The 16,706-nt window shown below is 59.6% G+C and carries 17 protein-coding genes and 1 pseudogene; 12 read left to right on the forward strand and 6 right to left on the reverse strand.

The window, feature by feature from the left end; all coding sequences use genetic code 11:
• Window positions 1-367: 367 nt before the first annotated feature.
• Window positions 368-1,794 (forward strand): annotated as a pseudogene (gene mgtE, locus AT6N2_RS03005) (magnesium transporter).
• A gap of 69 nt (window positions 1,795-1,863) precedes the next feature.
• Window positions 1,864-2,250, forward strand: a complete 387-nt coding sequence (locus AT6N2_RS03010; protein WP_003524989.1) for a MerR family transcriptional regulator — start codon at window positions 1,864-1,866, stop codon at window positions 2,248-2,250.
• A 142-nt stretch (window positions 2,251-2,392) separates the two neighbouring features.
• Here the strand turns inward: AT6N2_RS03010 and AT6N2_RS03015 are convergent, their stop codons facing one another.
• A complete protein-coding gene (locus tag AT6N2_RS03015; RefSeq protein WP_209088351.1) occupies window positions 2,393-3,358 on the reverse strand; it encodes a heparan-alpha-glucosaminide N-acetyltransferase in 966 nt (321 codons plus the stop codon).
• A 68-nt stretch (window positions 3,359-3,426) separates the two neighbouring features.
• Window positions 3,427-4,119: a DUF599 domain-containing protein gene (locus AT6N2_RS03020; protein WP_209089597.1), complete on the reverse strand. Its 693-nt coding sequence runs from the start codon at window positions 4,117-4,119 to the stop codon at window positions 3,427-3,429.
• Between the two features lie 495 nt (window positions 4,120-4,614).
• On the opposite strand from AT6N2_RS03020, the gene cobU reads away from it, so the two are divergent.
• The 5 genes from cobU (at window position 4,615) to ccoP (ending at window position 8,751) form a co-directional block, all read left to right on the forward strand.
• The gene (cobU, locus tag AT6N2_RS03025; protein WP_209088354.1) at window positions 4,615-5,136 is read left to right on the forward strand and encodes a bifunctional adenosylcobinamide kinase/adenosylcobinamide-phosphate guanylyltransferase; all 522 of its coding nucleotides are present in this window, start codon (window positions 4,615-4,617) and stop codon (window positions 5,134-5,136) included.
• A gap of 220 nt (window positions 5,137-5,356) precedes the next feature.
• Window positions 5,357-6,979 (forward strand): cytochrome-c oxidase, cbb3-type subunit I, encoded by a 1,623-nt coding sequence (ccoN, locus tag AT6N2_RS03030; RefSeq protein ID WP_063948954.1) that lies wholly within the window; start codon window positions 5,357-5,359, stop codon window positions 6,977-6,979.
• 9 nt (window positions 6,980-6,988) lie between these two features.
• Window positions 6,989-7,720, forward strand: a complete 732-nt coding sequence (gene ccoO / locus AT6N2_RS03035; RefSeq protein WP_063948955.1) for a cytochrome-c oxidase, cbb3-type subunit II — start codon at window positions 6,989-6,991, stop codon at window positions 7,718-7,720.
• Window positions 7,721-7,732: 12 nt separating this feature from the next.
• Window positions 7,733-7,885 carry a CcoQ/FixQ family Cbb3-type cytochrome c oxidase assembly chaperone gene (locus AT6N2_RS03040; RefSeq protein ID WP_004441852.1) on the forward strand — a complete coding sequence of 51 codons (153 nt, stop codon included), beginning with the start codon at window positions 7,733-7,735 and terminating at the stop codon, window positions 7,883-7,885.
• A 2-nt stretch (window positions 7,886-7,887) separates the two neighbouring features.
• Window positions 7,888-8,751: a cytochrome-c oxidase, cbb3-type subunit III gene (gene ccoP / locus AT6N2_RS03045; protein WP_209088359.1), complete on the forward strand. Its 864-nt coding sequence runs from the start codon at window positions 7,888-7,890 to the stop codon at window positions 8,749-8,751.
• 53 nt (window positions 8,752-8,804) lie between these two features.
• Here ccoP and AT6N2_RS03050 read toward each other — a convergent pair whose 3' ends face one another.
• The 3 genes from AT6N2_RS03050 to AT6N2_RS03060 are packed head-to-tail and all read right to left on the reverse strand — an operon-like array spanning window position 8,805 to window position 10,040.
• Window positions 8,805-9,251, reverse strand: a complete 447-nt coding sequence (locus tag AT6N2_RS03050) for a VOC family protein (protein WP_209088362.1) — start codon at window positions 9,249-9,251, stop codon at window positions 8,805-8,807.
• A 16-nt stretch (window positions 9,252-9,267) separates the two neighbouring features.
• Complete coding sequence (locus AT6N2_RS03055) at window positions 9,268-9,624, reverse strand: VOC family protein (protein WP_209088364.1); 357 nt, start codon at window positions 9,622-9,624, stop codon at window positions 9,268-9,270.
• A gap of 11 nt (window positions 9,625-9,635) precedes the next feature.
• Window positions 9,636-10,040, reverse strand: coding sequence for a hypothetical protein (locus AT6N2_RS03060; RefSeq protein WP_063948959.1), 405 nt, complete (start codon window positions 10,038-10,040; stop codon window positions 9,636-9,638).
• Between the two features lie 123 nt (window positions 10,041-10,163).
• On the opposite strand from AT6N2_RS03060, the gene ccoG reads away from it, so the two are divergent.
• The 5 genes from ccoG (at window position 10,164) to gndA (ending at window position 16,281) form a co-directional block, all read left to right on the forward strand.
• Window positions 10,164-11,747 carry a cytochrome c oxidase accessory protein CcoG gene (gene ccoG, locus AT6N2_RS03065; protein WP_209088366.1) on the forward strand — a complete coding sequence of 528 codons (1,584 nt, stop codon included), beginning with the start codon at window positions 10,164-10,166 and terminating at the stop codon, window positions 11,745-11,747.
• Window positions 11,744-12,244: a FixH family protein gene (locus AT6N2_RS03070; RefSeq protein ID WP_209088369.1), complete on the forward strand. Its 501-nt coding sequence runs from the start codon at window positions 11,744-11,746 to the stop codon at window positions 12,242-12,244. Before ccoG ends, AT6N2_RS03070 begins: the two co-directional genes overlap by 4 nt.
• Complete coding sequence (locus AT6N2_RS03075; RefSeq protein ID WP_209088371.1) at window positions 12,241-14,532, forward strand: cation-translocating P-type ATPase; 2,292 nt, start codon at window positions 12,241-12,243, stop codon at window positions 14,530-14,532. Before AT6N2_RS03070 ends, AT6N2_RS03075 begins: the two co-directional genes overlap by 4 nt.
• Entirely contained in the window at window positions 14,529-14,690 is a 162-nt protein-coding gene (gene ccoS / locus AT6N2_RS03080) for a cbb3-type cytochrome oxidase assembly protein CcoS (protein ID WP_209088373.1), read from the forward strand. Before AT6N2_RS03075 ends, ccoS begins: the two co-directional genes overlap by 4 nt.
• Window positions 14,691-14,850: 160 nt before the next feature.
• A complete protein-coding gene (gene gndA, locus AT6N2_RS03085) occupies window positions 14,851-16,281 on the forward strand; it encodes an NADP-dependent phosphogluconate dehydrogenase (protein WP_063948963.1) in 1,431 nt (476 codons plus the stop codon).
• 68 nt (window positions 16,282-16,349) lie between these two features.
• Here gndA and AT6N2_RS03090 read toward each other — a convergent pair whose 3' ends face one another.
• The gene (locus AT6N2_RS03090) at window positions 16,350-16,676 is read right to left on the reverse strand and encodes an RcnB family protein (protein ID WP_063948964.1); all 327 of its coding nucleotides are present in this window, start codon (window positions 16,674-16,676) and stop codon (window positions 16,350-16,352) included.
• Between the last annotated feature and the right edge of the window lie 30 nt (window positions 16,677-16,706).

A 16,706-nucleotide genomic window follows, 5' to 3' on the forward strand; every position in this document is an offset into this window, starting at 1 on the left:
TGACGCGCCTGCCGCGCGGTTTGCCATTTGTCAAAAGCGTGTCCAGAAGCGCTCAACCCGGCGCTGTGTCAATGCATAATTGTGCAATGCACCCACGCCCTTAAATCGGGGTCTCCAGAGGACGGTGGAACGACGTAAAGGTGGCCGGCGTTGTCGTAAATTAACCGGTGTAAATACCTGGGATTGTGTATAAGCCGTCGGCCGCGACTGCGCGCTCGACGGCGGGAAGAGGTTTGAAGTATGAATGTTTTGCCGCGCTGGCGCGAGCTTTGTTTTTGCGCCTATCCGGTTGTTGACAATATGCTTTTAAACGCCATTCTGCCTCGGCATCCGTGCACTGCGGCATTTGAGTACGAGGGGACGCCATATGACAGACCGTGACGACGATCCTGTCGCGCCCGAGGATGTAAAGCCGGCAGAAGCGCTCTCCGATATCTACGCCGAGGATGGCTCCGTCCGTTCTGATTTCCTGGCGATGGTTGGTGCGGCGATTGCCGACCGGGACCTGCTGTTCCTGCGCAAGAATGTTGCGCGGCTGCATGAATCTGAACTCGGCGACGTGCTCGAATCGATCCTGCCGGAGCAGCGCCACGCGCTGGTCAGGCTGCTGGGTTCAGATTTCGACATGACGGCACTGACCGAGGTGGATGAGGGCATCCGTCTCGATATCGTCGACCAGATGTCGAACGAGCAGATTGCCGCCGGTATCGGCGAGCTCGATTCGGACGACGCGGTCTACATTCTCGAGGACCTCGACGACGAAGATCGCGAGGATATCCTTTCGCAACTGCCGTTCACCGAGCGCGTCCGACTGATGCGCGCGCTGGATTACCCGGAGAGCTCTGCCGGTCGCCGCATGCAGACCGAATTCGTGGCTGTACCGCCCTTCTGGACGGTGGGGCAGACCATCGATTACCTGCGGGAAGAGGAGGAGCTGCCGGAATCCTTTTCCCAGATTTTCGTGATCGATCCGACATTCAAGCTTGTCGGGGCGCTCGATCTTGACCGCGTGCTGCGCGCCAAACGTCAGGTGAAGATCGAAACGATCATGCACGAGACCAACCACTCCATTCCAGCCGAGATGGACCAGGAAGAGGCGGCGCAGCTTTTCGAGCAGTACGACTTGCTCTCCGCCGCCGTGGTGGACAATAACGGCCGGCTGGTCGGCGTTCTTACCATCGATGACGTGGTCGACGTCATTCAGGAAGAGGCCGAAGAAGACCTGCTGCGCCTTGGCGGCGTGGGTGATGAAGAACTCTCGGACTCGATCGCCAGCACATCGCGCTCGCGTGTGCCGTGGCTCGCCGTCAACCTCATCACTGCGTTTCTCTCCGCATCCGTCATCAGCCTTTTCGATGCGACGATCCAGCAGATCGTTGCACTGGCGATCCTCATGCCGCAGTCGCCGGCATGGGCGGTAATGCTGGTTCCCAGACCATGACCGTTTCGGTCCGCGCGCTTGCCACCAAAAGCCTCGATATCCACAACGCCGCCCGCATCATCAGGCGTGAGGCCGGCGTGGGCATCTTGAACGGCATGCTGTTTGGCTGCGCCATCGGCATCGTTGCCGGCATCTGGTTTCAGGATATCCATATAGGCGGCATTATCGCCACAGCCATGTGTCTGAACATGCTGGCAGCAGCGCTGGCAGGCATTCTGATCCCGCTTGTGCTCGACAAGTGCGGGGCGGACCCAGCTGTCTCGTCCGCCGTGTTTGTCACTGCCGTCACCGATATTGTCGGCTTTTTTGCATTCCTCGGCATCGCAACGTGGTGGTACGGAATCTCGGGCTGACGAGCGGGCAAAAATTGACTTTTACGTTAAGGTCAAATAATATCGTCCGGTGATGAATCGGATAGGCCCTTGGACAAGTATTATAGCATAACCGAACTGACACGCGAATTCGGTGTATCGACCCGTACCTTAAGATTTTACGAGGATGAGGGGCTGATTCACCCGGAGCGTCGCGGGCGCACCCGGCTTTTCAGGGCTGCTGACCGTCGCCTCATTCAGGAAATCCTTCGCGGTCGCCGTATCGGTTTTACCATCTCCGAAATCCGCGAAATCATCCATGTTTATAAAGAACCGCCGGGCGAGTCGGGTCAGCTCGTGCTGCTGATGAAGAAGGTCGATGAAAAGCGCGCCGAATTGCGGCAGAAGCGCAAGGACATCGAAGAGACGCTGGCGGAGCTCGACAATGTCGAAGAAGCCTGTCTGACACGTCTTGCCGAGATCGGCGTAGGGACTTGAACGAGGACCCTGCCTGTCGCGCTGACGCGCACTTTTAGAGTCAAGACCTTTCCTTCGTCACCCTCGGTCTGGACCCGAGGGCCAACAGCGACGTCTTATATCCTCGGGTCCAAGCCCGAGGATGGCGTCGAGTGCTTTTTCCCTACTGCGCCTCAACCGTGCACTGTTGCTCTACCTCGCTGACCTTCGTCTGCTGATCGGGGTTGAGTTTGCCTTCCATCATGATGTCGAACAGGCTTTCCGCCTGAATCTTTTCGAGCGTGCAGCCGCAGAAACGCTGGCAGAGTTCCAAGCCGTAGGCCTGCTCGACGCAGCTTTTCTCGCAGCTCGATTTGTAAAGCTCCACCTGATCGACGGGCGGCGGCGGCGCGATGAGGGACAGGACGTAAACGATACCGATCAGCACCGGCTGGTGGATGAGGTAGAAGGCAAGGCTATGCCGCCCAGCGCTGGCGACGATATTGCGTGGCGAACTGGGCTCACGAAAACGGTCCAGCCAGCCGCGCGGCGTGACGAACTGGGAGACGGCAAGACCGCCAAGAAAGGGCGCAAGCCACGGCAGCAGCGGCACATAATCGTTGGAGCGCGGCGGAAAGGTCGAAAATCCTATCCATGCCAGCCATTTGACGTTGAACAGTTCGGATTGGACATATTGCGGCAGAATGAAAGCGGCAGCCGCGGCGAGTAACGTCACGGCGGCCGGGGCCCGCAGGAACAGCAGGCCGACGAGACTTGCTGCGGCGATGTTATGCAATATGCCGAAGAAAATGAAACTGTCGGGAAACGCGACATAAGTCGCGACGGTAATGAGCAGCGCCGACCCCGCCACCATTGCGAACCTCTTGCCGAAGGAAGGCCAGTTTATGCCCCTTCCGTGCGCGAGAAACAGGCTGAAACCGGCAAGGAACAGGAACGAGGTGGCGATGCCGCGTGCATAGAGCTTCCATAGGCCGGTCGTCGCAGTTCCAGGCTCGATATAGCCGAAATATTCGAGATTCCAGGTGAAATGGTAGGATGCCATCGCAAGGAGTGCGATGCCGCGCAGTGTGTCCAGCCCGCCGATGCGGCCTTTGCGGCGTGGTTCGTTGGTGGCTGCGTCTGTGTCCATGATTTCCGTTTTTCAGCTTTTGGAGAGGCCGGTATCAGACTGGGCTTGGCCCCTGAAGTGCGGCTATTTCAAGGCCCGTTTTCATCCATGATGGCGCGCCGTGCCTCGGAGAAGAACTGGCGTCGCAACAGGGCGACGATGATGATGACAGTGCTCGCGATGAAAACATAAGGGCTGATGAACCAGCCGAGATAGCCAATGGACAGAAAGATAGTCCGCAGGCCGTCATTGAAGTTCTTGGCAGCAATAATGTTCATTTTTATGACATTTTCGGCCGCGCGTTCCGCCGCTTCGCGGTCGGCCCCGACATCGTGGACCATGGGAATAGCGCCGAACAGGATCGTGCAATAATTGAACAGTCGGTAGGACCACCCGAACTTGAAGAAGGAATATCCGAAAAGACAGGTAAGTCCGATAACCTTCAGTTCGAAGGCTGTGCGCCCCGCATAATGGACGAAAGGCATGTCGCGAAACACCGATTCGACCTGATCGGTTGCCCCCAGAAGGGCGAAACATCCACCGATGGCGAAAATCGAGGTGGAGGCGAAAAAGGCGGTTCCGTTCTGCAAACCCGCCATGATCTGCGTGTCGATCATCTTGAGATCACGCTTCAGCGAATTCATGATCCAGTTTCGCCGCCGCTCAGCCATGGCCTGGTTCAGGCTGGCGCGTGAAAACAGCCGTGTTCCCGTCGTCACATGGGTGTAGACCGCCCATAGCAGGATGAAAACGATGATAGAGATGTAGTCCATGACGGTCATCACGGGCAGGGCACCTTGCTGTTTGCGAATCTTCGAAAGCATATTGATTTGAAGGCGATGGCAAGGCAATGGCGGCGCTCGCCACTACGGGGTTTTCTCCACCGGCATCGCGGTCCCATCATCTGGTTTTTGCTAACGGTCCGGTAACCAAGTCGCATTATCAATCCCGTTGCGGACGACAGGTCTGCCGGTTCCGGGTCAGGTGTTTGCGTACCGGTTCCGTGTAAATCCGCCGTCGATGGCAGCCGATTGACAGGACCGTCTTTCGCACCTAGCTTTTTATGTGGACCGGTGTTGCCGGCATCCGGAAGTGCAGTGCTTCAATGTCCAGCATCCTGCTGGCAGGTTTTGCATCTCCGGTCCGGTATCAGCGACCGCGCGGCATGAACAACCGGGGGACGCCTTTTCTACGAATCGTTCCCTTCATGTCCGTTCGTTTCTGGCTTGCGGCAACACATTGGCACCGGTCCCCCATTTTCTCCGTTCAGGTTTTCCATGGCTGATATAAACCGCTCCGTTTTCATTCTTGGCGGCGCGCGCTCCGGCAAGTCGCGTTTTGCCGAAGAGCTTGCCGGCCAGTCTGGCGGACGGCTGCACTATCTGGCGACCGGCCGTGCATGGGACGACGAGATGCGGGACCGTATCACCTGCCACCAGGAACAGCGCGGTGCGGAATGGACGACCCATGAAGCCCCGGTCGACATTGTCGGCGTGTTGCAAAAGCTGGACGATCCGGAAAACGTCATCCTCATCGATTGCCTGACATTGTGGCTGACGAATCTGATGATGGAGCAGGCCGATATCGAGATGGCCTTTGCGCATCTCGAAGCTGCCCTTGCGGCAGCGCAGGCAAAGCTGATCCTCGTTTCCAACGAGGTCGGACTCGGCATCGTTCCGGAAAATCGAATGGCCCGGGAATTCCGGGATCATGCCGGCAGGCTTCATCAACGAGTGGCTGCCGTTGCAGGCGAGGTCTATTTCGTCGCGGCCGGGTTGCCCCTCAAGATGAAGGGCTGATGGCCGTCGGAGACGAGCCGCAGCACTTCCCTATAGATCTGCCAGACCCTGCCTTCGACCCTGAGCGCCGCAGCTGCAATACCCTGCGTTCTTGATCTGGATCAAGGTGGCGTTCCACTCCCGGTGGCAATGCTCCAACCGACGCATAGGTACACGTTCGCTCTCCCAGGCGCATGCCGTGCCTTTCGTCGGTCGGCTTGCACGTTGGGGGAAACCAACAATGAATTACACGTTAGAAACCGCGATCGTGGCCCTCGGGGCCTTTCTCGCGTTGCTCGGGGCAGCCTTTGCCCATGACAGTCTTTTCGCCGCCCATATGTGGGTGCTGTTCTTTACACTGCTGGTCAGCACGGTGCTTCTTTTGCGCCGTGTCTCCTTTGCGCCTGTCGATCCGGCCGTGCGCGCCCGTCGCAATGCCGAATATTTCGACGAGGTTGTGAAATACGGTGTGGTTGCCACCGTGTTCTGGGGTGTCGTCGGCTTTCTGGTGGGGGTGGTCGTCGCGTTGCAGCTTGCATTCCCCGATCTCAACATCGCACCCTATTTTAATTTCGGCCGCATGCGGCCGCTGCACACCTCGGCGGTGATCTTCGCTTTCGGGGGAAATGCGCTGATCGCGACCTCCTTTTATGTCGTGCAGAGAACCTGTCGTGCGCGTCTGTTCGGCGGCAATCTCGGCTGGTTCGTGTTCTGGGGCTATAACCTCTTCATCGTCATGGCCGCCACGGGCTATCTGCTCGGCATTACGCAGGGGCGCGAATATGCGGAGCCGGAATGGTACGTCGATATCTGGCTGACCATCGTCTGGGTCGCCTATCTCCTGGCATTCCTCGGCACCATTCTGAAGCGCAGGGAGCCGCATATCTATGTCGCCAACTGGTTCTACCTGAGCTTCATCGTGACGATTGCCATGCTGCATATCGTCAATAACCTCGCCATTCCCGTCTCGTTTCTTGGCGTCAAGAGCTACTCGGCTTTTTCGGGTGTGCAGGATGCGCTGACGCAATGGTGGTACGGCCATAACGCCGTCGGCTTCTTCCTGACTGCCGGCTTCCTCGGCATGATGTATTATTTCATCCCAAAGCAGGTGAACCGCCCGGTCTATTCCTACCGCCTGTCGATCATCCACTTCTGGGCGCTGATCTTCATGTATATCTGGGCCGGCCCGCACCACCTGCATTATACGGCTCTGCCGGACTGGGCGCAGACGCTGGGCATGGTGTTCTCGATCATGTTGTGGATGCCCTCATGGGGCGGCATGATCAATGGCCTGATGACGCTTTCGGGCGCATGGGACAAGATCCGTACAGACCCCATCGTTCGTATGATGGTGATGGCTGTTGCCTTCTACGGCATGGCCACCTTCGAAGGGCCGATGATGTCGATTAAGGCCGTCAACTCGCTCAGCCATTATACCGACTGGACCATCGGCCATGTGCATTCAGGCGCACTCGGCTGGAACGGCATGATCACCTTCGGTGCGATCTATTACCTGACGCCAAAACTTTGGGGCAGGGAGCGTCTCTACAGCCTGCAACTGGTCAACTGGCACTTCTGGCTGGCCACGATCGGCATCGTGATCTACGCCGCCGTTATGTGGGTTGCCGGTATCCAGCAGGCGCTGATGTGGCGCGAATACGATACCCAGGGCTTCCTCGTCTATTCCTTCGCGGAATCGGTCGCAGCGCTATTCCCTTACTACGTAATGCGTGCACTCGGCGGCCTGATGTTCCTCAGCGGCGCGCTGATCATGGCCTACAACGTCACCATGACCATCCTCGGTCATCAACGCGAGGAGGGCGCCAGCAAGGGCGCGGCTCCTTCGCTGCAGCCAGCTGAATAGGAGGGGCCGATGTCCATACTCGACAAACACGGCGTCATCGAACGTAACGCCACCTTGCTTCTGGTCGGCTCGTTGCTGGTCGTTTCCATCGGCGGCATCGTGGAAATCGCGCCGCTCTTCTACCTGGAAAACACCATCGAGAAGGTGGAAGGCATGCGGCCTTACACGCCGCTGGAGCTGGCCGGCCGCAACATCTACATCCGCGAAGGATGTTACGTCTGCCACAGCCAGATGATCCGTCCGTTCCGCGACGAGGTGGAGCGTTACGGGCACTACAGCCTGGCGGCAGAATCCATGTACGACCATCCGTTCCAGTGGGGTTCCAAGCGCACAGGGCCAGACCTTGCGCGCGTTGGTGATCGCTATTCGAACGAATGGCATGTGCAGCACCTCGCCGATCCGCGCTCGGTGGTGCCGGAATCGATCATGCCGTCCTACGCGTTCCTTAAGACGACGGCACTGAAGGTGACGGATGTCGACATGGAGCTGAAGGCAAACCGCGCGGTCGGCGTTCCCTATAGCGACGAGATGATCGAAAAGGCGGGCGCCGACATGAAGGCGCAGGCTGATCCGAATGCCGATACGAGCGAGCTTCTGGCGCGTTACCCGAAGGCGAAGGTCGGAGATTTCGATGGCGATCCGGCAAAGCTTACCGAAATGGATGCGCTGGTCGCCTATCTGCAGATGCTCGGCACGCTGGTCGATTTCTCGACCTATGACGATGCCGCCGGATATCGGTGAGGAGGCGAAACGATGGAAACCTACACGGCCATGCGCCATTTCGCCGACAGCTGGGGCCTGCTTGCCATGACCCTGTTTTTTGCCGGCGTCGTCATCTTCACGCTTCGCCCCGGCTCGAAAAGGGCCGCGGACGATGCGGCCAGCATTCCGCTCAGGGAGGACTGAACATGTCCGAAAAACACATCGATAAAATCAGCGGCGTTGAAACCACCGGCCATGAGTGGGACGGTATCCGCGAGCTGAACAACCCCATGCCGCGCTGGTGGGTATGGACCTTCTACTTCACGATCCTCTGGGCTATCGGCTACACCATCGCCTATCCGGCATGGCCGCTGATCTCAGGCGCGACGCAGGGCGTCCTCGGCTGGAACAGCCGCGGCGAGATCGCTGCCGATCTTGCTGTTGCAAAACAGTCGCAGAGCGTTTTCGTCGACAAGATCGCCAGTTCGTCGCTTGCGGACATCCAGGCAGACCCGACGCTGAGGCAATTTGCCCTTTCCGGCGGCGCGGCCGCATTCAAGGTCAATTGCATCCAGTGCCACGGTTCGGGTGCCGAGGGCGCGCAGGGATATCCCAACCTCAATGATGACGACTGGATGTGGGGCGGCAGCGTCGACGATATCTATACAACGGTAAAGCACGGCATCCGTTTTGCCGATGATCCTGACACGCGTCTGTCGGAAATGCCGGCTTTCGGCGACATTCTGAAGTCGGATGAAATCCGCGAGGTTGCGGCCTATGTCGTGAGCCTGACGGGAACGCCCTCCAATCCGGCGCTTGTCGAACCCGGCAAACAGCTCTTTGCCGACAATTGTGCCTCGTGCCACGGCGAAGACGCCAAGGGCAACCGCGAGTTCGGCGCGCCCAATCTTGCCGATGCGATCTGGCTGAAGGCCCATGGCGAAGAAGGGATTGTTGCGCAGATACGCTCGCCGAAACACGGTGTGATGCCCGCCTGGGGCGAACGTCTTGGCGACACGACGGTCAAGCAGCTGGCCATCTTCGTTCACTCGCTGGGTGGCGGCGAGTGAAGCACTCGGAATGCAAGGAAGGGCGCCGCTGTGGCGCCCTTTTTTCGTTCGGATCAGGCGTTTTCGGCCCGTCCATCCGGATATTCGGCGGGTCCCTTCAACTCGATCTTGTTGCCGAAGGGATCACGGAAATAGAACGAGTGTCCCATCCCCCGCGCGCCGCCGTGAAAGGCTTCCTGTTCGATGGTGACGTTGAATTTCGCCAGATGGGCGCGAAGCGCATCGTGGTTCAAGGGGCCGGTCGCGATGCAGATGTGATCGACATTACGTCCACCGGCGACGGGCGGAGCAGCCTTTGTGCCACCGGGGTGCGTGACATCCCAAAGCACGATCAGGGCATTGCCGCACCAGACCTGTTCCATCCCGAGAGCAGGGTAAGAGTAACCATCAGTACAGCCCAGCACGTTCCGGTAAAAATCGAGTGCCCGCACCATGTCGTCGACGATGAAGACGATATGATCGATCCCGATCAACGAAAAAGGCGGCGTTCTCAAATTCATGGCGCATTCCTGCCGATCAGTTTTTCGACCAGACGGCCAGTTCGTATCCATCCGGATCGGCGAAATGAAAACGTCGACCGCCAGGAAAGGCGAAAATCGCGACGCTGATCTGGCCGCCCGCGGCTTCGACACGCCGCTGCACATCCTCGATATCGGCGGCATAGAGAATGACGAGCGGTCCGCCCTTGGCCGAAACCGGCGCCGTGGTTGTGAAGCCGCCCGTCAGGCGGCCGTCGGAAAACTCGCAATATTGCGGACCGTAGTCCTTGAAGGTCCAACCGAACGCGCCCCCGTAGAATTCTTTGCTACGCTCGATGTCAACGACGTTGAATTCGACATAGTCGATCCGTCTGTCATTGATATTTTCCGTCATCACTCACTCCCTCAGTTCGCTTCGAGCAGTTGTTTCAGGGTTTGCAGATCGGCCGTGACGGCCTTGGCGTCCTGCTCGAAGTCCTCATCCGTCATGCCCTCAAGACGAAGCAATGTGAAGCTGACTTCCGTGCCGCTGCCATTCGGGGTGACCCTGAGCGCGTTATAGACCTTCAGGCCGTCGGGCAATGTCACGACATGGTCGATGACGCCAAATTCGTTGCGGGGCGCAAAATTGACGCGCACTTCACCCAGCGGCCCGCCTTCGGCGATCCAGTCTTCACCATCGGGCTTGAGGCCGCCCGCAAGTCCGGCAGCCCAGCGGGGCATGTGCTCCGGAGCGGCGGCGAAGTCGTAGACCTCCGCCCACGGTCTTTCGACAGACAGATGAATGATTCTCGATTGCATGACAGGCATCTTGTCCTCCCCCGGGTGGTGCTGGTTCCTCTGACTGCGCCACTTTGTCTTCACTTGATGTAAGTCAAGGATGTTTCACCGCGGAGATGGGAGAAAGCAAGGAGATAAAAATGGACTCCTATCATGAACATCTATCGCGCCGGACAGGATCGCCCGCAACAGCCGGTTGAAAGGCTGGAGGCGGAAGCCGTCAATTCCGCGAAAACGCGCAAACCGCTCTATGAAGCGCGCAAGAAGATTTTTCCCAAGCGCGCCGAGGGCCGGTTCCGGCGGTTCAAATGGCTGGTGATGCTGATCACGCTTGGCATTTATTATCTGACGCCGTTCCTGCGCTGGGATCGTGGACCCTATGCACCCGATCAGGCGGTGTTGATCGATATCGCCAACCGACGCTTTTATTTCTTCTTCATCGAGATCTGGCCGCAGGAGTTCTTCTTCGTGGCGGGCCTGCTGGTGATGGCGGGGCTGGGGCTGTTCCTCGTCACATCAGCGGTCGGGCGTGCCTGGTGCGGTTATACCTGTCCGCAGACCGTCTGGGTGGATCTGTTTCTGGTCGTCGAAAGGGCGGTCGAGGGCGACAGAAATGCGCGCATGAAACTGGATGCGGCGCCCTATACGTTTGCCAAATTGCGCAAGCGGGTGCTGAAGCATTCGATCTGGCTGGTGATCGGCGTTCTGACGGGTGGTGCCTGGATTTTCTATTTTGCCGATGCGCCGACTCTGGCGAGAGAGTTCCTGACCGGTGAAGCGCCTGTGATCGCTTACACCACCGTCGCGATCCTGACCGCCACCACCTATGTGTTTGGCGGGCTGATGCGGGAGCAGGTCTGCACCTATATGTGTCCCTGGCCGCGTATTCAGGCGGCGATGCTGGATGAGAATTCGCTTGTCGTCACGTACAATGACTGGCGGGGCGAGCCGCGCTCGCGGCACGCTAAAAAGGCCGCGGCCGCGGGGGAGAGCGTTGGCGATTGCGTCGATTGCAATGCCTGTGTGGCGGTCTGTCCCATGGGCATCGACATCAGGGACGGACAGCAGCTGGAATGCATCACCTGCGCCCTCTGTATCGATGCCTGTGACGGCGTGATGGACAAGATCGGCAAGCCGCGTGGGCTGATCGCTTATGCGACGCTTGCTGAATATCAATCCAACATGGCGCTGGCGACCGGCAATGGCCAGCACGCGATCCGTCCCGACAAGGTGCGCAAGGAGGATGGCAGCTTCAGCAATCGTGTGCGCCACTTTAACTGGCGTATCATCTTCCGGCCACGTACGCTGCTCTATACGGCTATCTGGGCTGCCGTTGGCATCGGTATGCTGTTTGCGCTGGTGACGCGCGAGCGGCTGGCGCTCAACGTCCTGCATGACCGCAATCCTCAATATGTCCTGGAATCGAACGGCTCGATCCGCAACGGCTATACCGTGCGCATTCTCAACATGGTGCCGCAGCCGCGCGTAATGAGCCTGACCATCGGTGGTCTTCCGAATGCGGTGATGAAGATCAATGGCATGGCCAATAATGCCGCCCGTGCCTTCGAGGTGACGGTGGAACCGGACGAGGCGACAACACTCAAGGTCTTCGTCACCCTTCCGGGCGAGGATGTTTCGCGGACGGCGGAGAATTTCGAATTTATCGTCAGCGATACGGCTGGCCACGAAACGGCCAGATACGATGCGGTTTTTAATTCTCCCGGAGTGAAAAAATGACAGTGAACAATCAACGCGCCTCCGGTTTCACATTCACCGGCTGGCACATGCTCGGCGTCATGGTGTTGTTCTTCGGCACGGTCATCACCGTCAACATGATCATGGCCTGGAACGCGGTTCACAGCTGGAGCGGGCTTGTCGTGCCCAACACCTATGTCGCCAGCCAGCAGTTCAACGCCAAGGCGGAGGCCGCCAAGGCAAGGGCCGCGACCGGCATCAGGGGCAAGCTCATCGTTGACGAAAACACCGTGCGTTACGAGGTCTTCCATCCCGATACGGGGCCGGTCGACACGGATACGGTGACGGCACATTTCCGCCGGCCCGTGGGCGAGAGCCAGAATTTCGACATGGAACTCACCCCGGTTTCGACGGGTGTCTTCACGGCCGCCCACGACATGCTGCCGGGCCAGTGGATCGTGGAAGTGACAGCCGTCAAGGATGGCCGGATCATCGTGCATGAGGGTACGCGGATCGCCGTCGTCAGGGGGCGCAAATGAGCTGTTGCGCACCGGGAACGGAAGGGTCGTTGCAGCTGGGCGAGCCCGTCAATCCGCCATCGTCGGAGGAGCTGTTGCTGGCGAGCCGCGATCTGGGGCAGGGACTACGCCAGACTGACCTCAGCGTGCCGGATCTCTATTGTGGCGCCTGCATCACCACCATCGAGACCGCGCTTCGCCACCTGCCGCAAGTCGAGCGGGCGCGGGTGAACCTGTCATTGAAACGGGTGGCGGTCGTCTGGAGAGAAGAGATCAATGGCGTCAGGACCGATCCCGCCGAGATTGCGCGCGCCATCCTTGCGACGGGATATCGTACGCATCTTTTCGCCAGTGGGCAGGATGCTTCGGACGCCTTGCGCTCGCAGCTGATCAGGGCCGTGGCGCTTTGCGGCTTTGCCTCCGCCAATATCATGCTGCTCTCGGTCTCCGTCTGGTCGGGGGCGGATGCGGCGACGCGTGACATGTTCCACTGGATTTCGGCGATGATTGCCGCACCGGCGCTGATCTATGGCGGTCGTTTCTTTTATCAATCGGCGTGGAATGCGCTGAAACATGGCCGCACCAATATGGATGTGCCGATAGCGCTCGCCATCACGCTGTCCTACGCCGTTTCTCTGTGGGAAACGATTCATCACGGCGAACATGCGTGGTTCGATGCGACCGTGTCGCTGCTGTTCTTCCTGCTGATCGGACGCACGCTGGACCATATCATGCGCGACAAGGCGCGCTCGGCCATCGCCGGGCTCGCCCGCCTTTCGCCGCGCGGTGCGACCGTGCTGGGTGAGAGCGGCATACGAGAATATCGCCCGCTCTCGGATATCCAGCCGGGAATGTCGATTTCGATTGCGGCAGGGGACCGGGTGGCGGTGGACGCCGTGGTTGAAAGCGGCAGTAGTGATCTCGACATGTCCATCGTCAACGGCGAAAGCGCGCCGCGCCGCGTTGCCGCGGGCGACAGCCTGCAGGCGGGGACACTCAATCTCACCGGTTCGCTTGTGGCGCGGGTGACGGCCACTGCCAGAGACTCTTTCCTGTCGGAGGTCATCGGCCTGATGGAGGCGGCCGAAGGCGGGCGCGCGCGTTATCGTCGTATCGCCGACCGTGCCGCGAGCTATTATTCGCCCGTCGTGCATCTTCTCGCGCTGGTGACATTTCTCGGCTGGGGTTTCCTTGGCGGCGACTGGAAACAGGCAATGCTGATCGCCATAGCGGTTCTCATCATCACCTGCCCTTGCGCGCTCGGCCTTGCCGTTCCCGTCGTGCAGGTGGTTGCCGCAGGAAGGCTCTTCCGGCACGGCATCATGGTCAAGGAAGGCTCAGCCATGGAGCGCTTGGCCGAAATAGACACCGTGCTGTTCGACAAAACCGGTACGTTGACGGTGGGCAAGCCCAAACTGGTCGAGACCAGGAATGTGAAGCCTGAGACCATGGCAATTGCTGCGGGGCTTTCAGCCCATTCGCGCCATCCGCTCTCCAAGGCGCTGCACGCCGCCTATCGCGGAGCCATGCCGGCATTTGATGTCGTGCGCGAAATTCCGGGGTCGGGCGTCGAGGCCGAAACGGAGGCGGGCATCTACCGGCTCGGCAATCGTCGTTTTGCCTTCCCGGATGATATGTCGATAGACGGGGGCGATGCGCGGTCGGAAGTGGTGCTATCGCTTGACGGCCGTCAGCTTGCGAGCTTCGGCTTCGAGGACAATCCGCGCGCGGGTGCTATTGTGGCATTGCGCAACCTGTCGCGGCGCGGCCTTGCGCTGGAGATCGTCTCGGGTGACCGGGCCGCCGCCGTCAGTGCCATGGCGCAGCGGCTGGGCATCGGCAACTGGCGCGCGGACCTTTCGCCCAAAGACAAGGCGGCGCGCTGCGCCCGGCTTGCAGGCGAGGGCCGCCGGGTGCTGATGGTCGGCGACGGCATCAACGATGCGCCGGCGCTTGCTGCCGCCCACGTATCGATGGCGCCTGCCACTGCCGCCGATATCGGCCGGCAGGCTGCTGATTTCGTGTTCATGCAGGAGAACCTCGACGCCGTGCCTTTCGCGCTCGCGACATCACAGCAGGCCGGCCGGCTCATCAGGCAGAACTTTGCGCTGGCCATAGGCTACAACATCATCGCCGTGCCAATCGCGATCGCTGGTTACGCAACGCCCATGATCGCGGCGATTGCCATGTCGACATCGTCGCTGATCGTCGTCGCCAATGCGTTGCGCCTTGCCGGTGCGGCTGAAACCGTCCGTCTCCGGGAGGACGTGAAAACAGACTTTGCGGGCGAGGGAGCGCAACTGGCATGAACATGCTCATCTATCTCATTCCGGTCGCGCTGTTCCTGGGCGCGCTTGGGCTTTTCGCCTTTCTCTGGTCGGTAAGGTCAGGCCAGTACGAGGATATGGACGGCGCGGCCTGGCGGGTAATCGAGGATGGTGACGACCACCCTCGGCCTTCGTCCTGAAGCGGCGTGCAGCACGATCCCGGTACAGCTCATACTGTCGCAAATATGCAAAGCTGATTTGCATCATCAAAATTTAATCGTTTCAGTCGCCCTCAGCCTTGCCGTTTGGTGATTACGGTGCCACAACACGACCACCTAAAAGCAAGATGGAGGCACATCCGTGGAACAGGCAGAAATCGGTTTGATCGGTCTCGGCGTCATGGGCTCGAACCTGGCGCTCAACATCGCCGAAAAAGGCAACAAGATCGCCGTATTCAACCGAACCCCTGAAGCGACGAAAAAATTCTACGCTGAAGCCGGGGCATTGCAGGGACAGCTGATCCCTTGCGAAACCATCGAGGAATTCGTTGCCGCCATTCGTCCTCCGCGCCCGATCATCATCATGATCAAGGCCGGCGACCCTGTTGACCAGCAGATGGAAATCCTGAAGCCGCATCTGGCCAACGGCGATATCATGATCGACGCCGGTAATGCGAACTTCCGCGATACGATCCGCCGCTTCGACAATCTGAAGGATAGCGGCTTGACCTTCATCGGCATGGGCGTTTCCGGTGGTGAAGAAGGTGCGCGCCACGGCCCGTCGATCATGGTCGGCGGCACCGAGGAGAGCTGGAAGCGCGTCGAGAAGGTTCTGACGTCCATCTCCGCCAAGTATAATGACGATCCGTGCGTGGCATGGCTCGGCAATGACGGCGCTGGCCACTTCGTCAAGACGATCCATAACGGCATCGAATATGCCGACATGCAGATGATCGCCGAAATCTATGGCATCCTGCGTGACGGTCTGAAGATGAGTGCCGCCGAAATCGCTGATGTCTTTGGCGAGTGGAACAAGGGCCGTCTGAATTCCTACCTGATCGAAATCACCGAGAAGGTTCTGCGCGCCGCCGATCCGATCACCGGTAAGCCGATGGTCGATCTGATCCTCGACAAGGCCGGCCAGAAGGGCACCGGCAAGTGGTCGGTCATCGAAGCCCAGAACATGGGCGTCGCCGCAACCGCCATCGAGGCGGCCGTGGCTGCCCGTATCCTGTCGTCGCAGAAGGACGAGCGCGAAGCTGCCGAGAAGATTTTTGGCCTGCCGAGCGTTGCGCCTGCACCGGCTGACAAGAAGGCCTTCATCGCCGATCTGGAAAACGCGCTTCTGGCCGCCAAGGTCGGTGCCTACGCGCAGGGCTTCGCCATCATGTCGGCCGCCTCCAAGGAGTTCAACTGGAACCTGCCGATGCCCACGATTGCCCGCATCTGGCGCGCAGGCTGCATCATCCGTTCGGAATTCCTCGATGAGATCACCTCGGCCTTCACCAAGGATCCGCATGTGGCGAACCTCATCGTGACGCCGGCGTTCTCCGCCATCGTCAAGGACACCGACGCGCCGCTGCGCAGGGTGGTTTCCTACGCCGTGCTCTCCGGCCTGCCGGTTTCGGCGCTCGCTTCCGCACTCGGCTATTTCGACGCCTATCGCCGCGGCCGCGGCAGCGCGAACCTCATCCAGGCGCAGCGCGACTTCTTCGGCGCCCACGGCTTCGAACGCACCGACGGTGTGGACAAGCCGCACGGCCCCTGGGGCAGCGGTGCAGACAGCTTCTGATCGGCTGAAACGATAATGACAAAAGGCCCGCGCAAGCGGGCCTTTTGCGTTTCATCGCCAGACTTGAGTTAGCGGGCGGCGGCGAGGCCGACGATGAGGCCGCTGACGGCGTTGATGAGCAGAAACTGGTTGTCGACGCGCACCCAACGCTGGTCGCGGCGCGGTTCTGCGAGGTGGTAACGGCGGTAGTCGCGGCGGTCTACGACATGGCGGCGATCACGGGCAGACAGGCGCTGGCCGCGATCCCAGCGATGCTTCTTGACGATGACTTTCTTGGTGGTGATGTGACGCTCGACCTGGACTCCGCGGTGGCGATCATCGTGGCGGCTCTGGGCCTGCGCCATCGGTGCTGCAAGAACGGTGGCTGCCAGAAGAATGGTGACGAACTTTTTCATGGAAGTTTCCTCTCGTGTTTCGATGAGAGG

The organism is Agrobacterium tumefaciens, assembly GCF_017726655.1.
Taxonomy (GTDB): Bacteria; Pseudomonadota; Alphaproteobacteria; order Rhizobiales; family Rhizobiaceae; genus Agrobacterium; species Agrobacterium tumefaciens_B.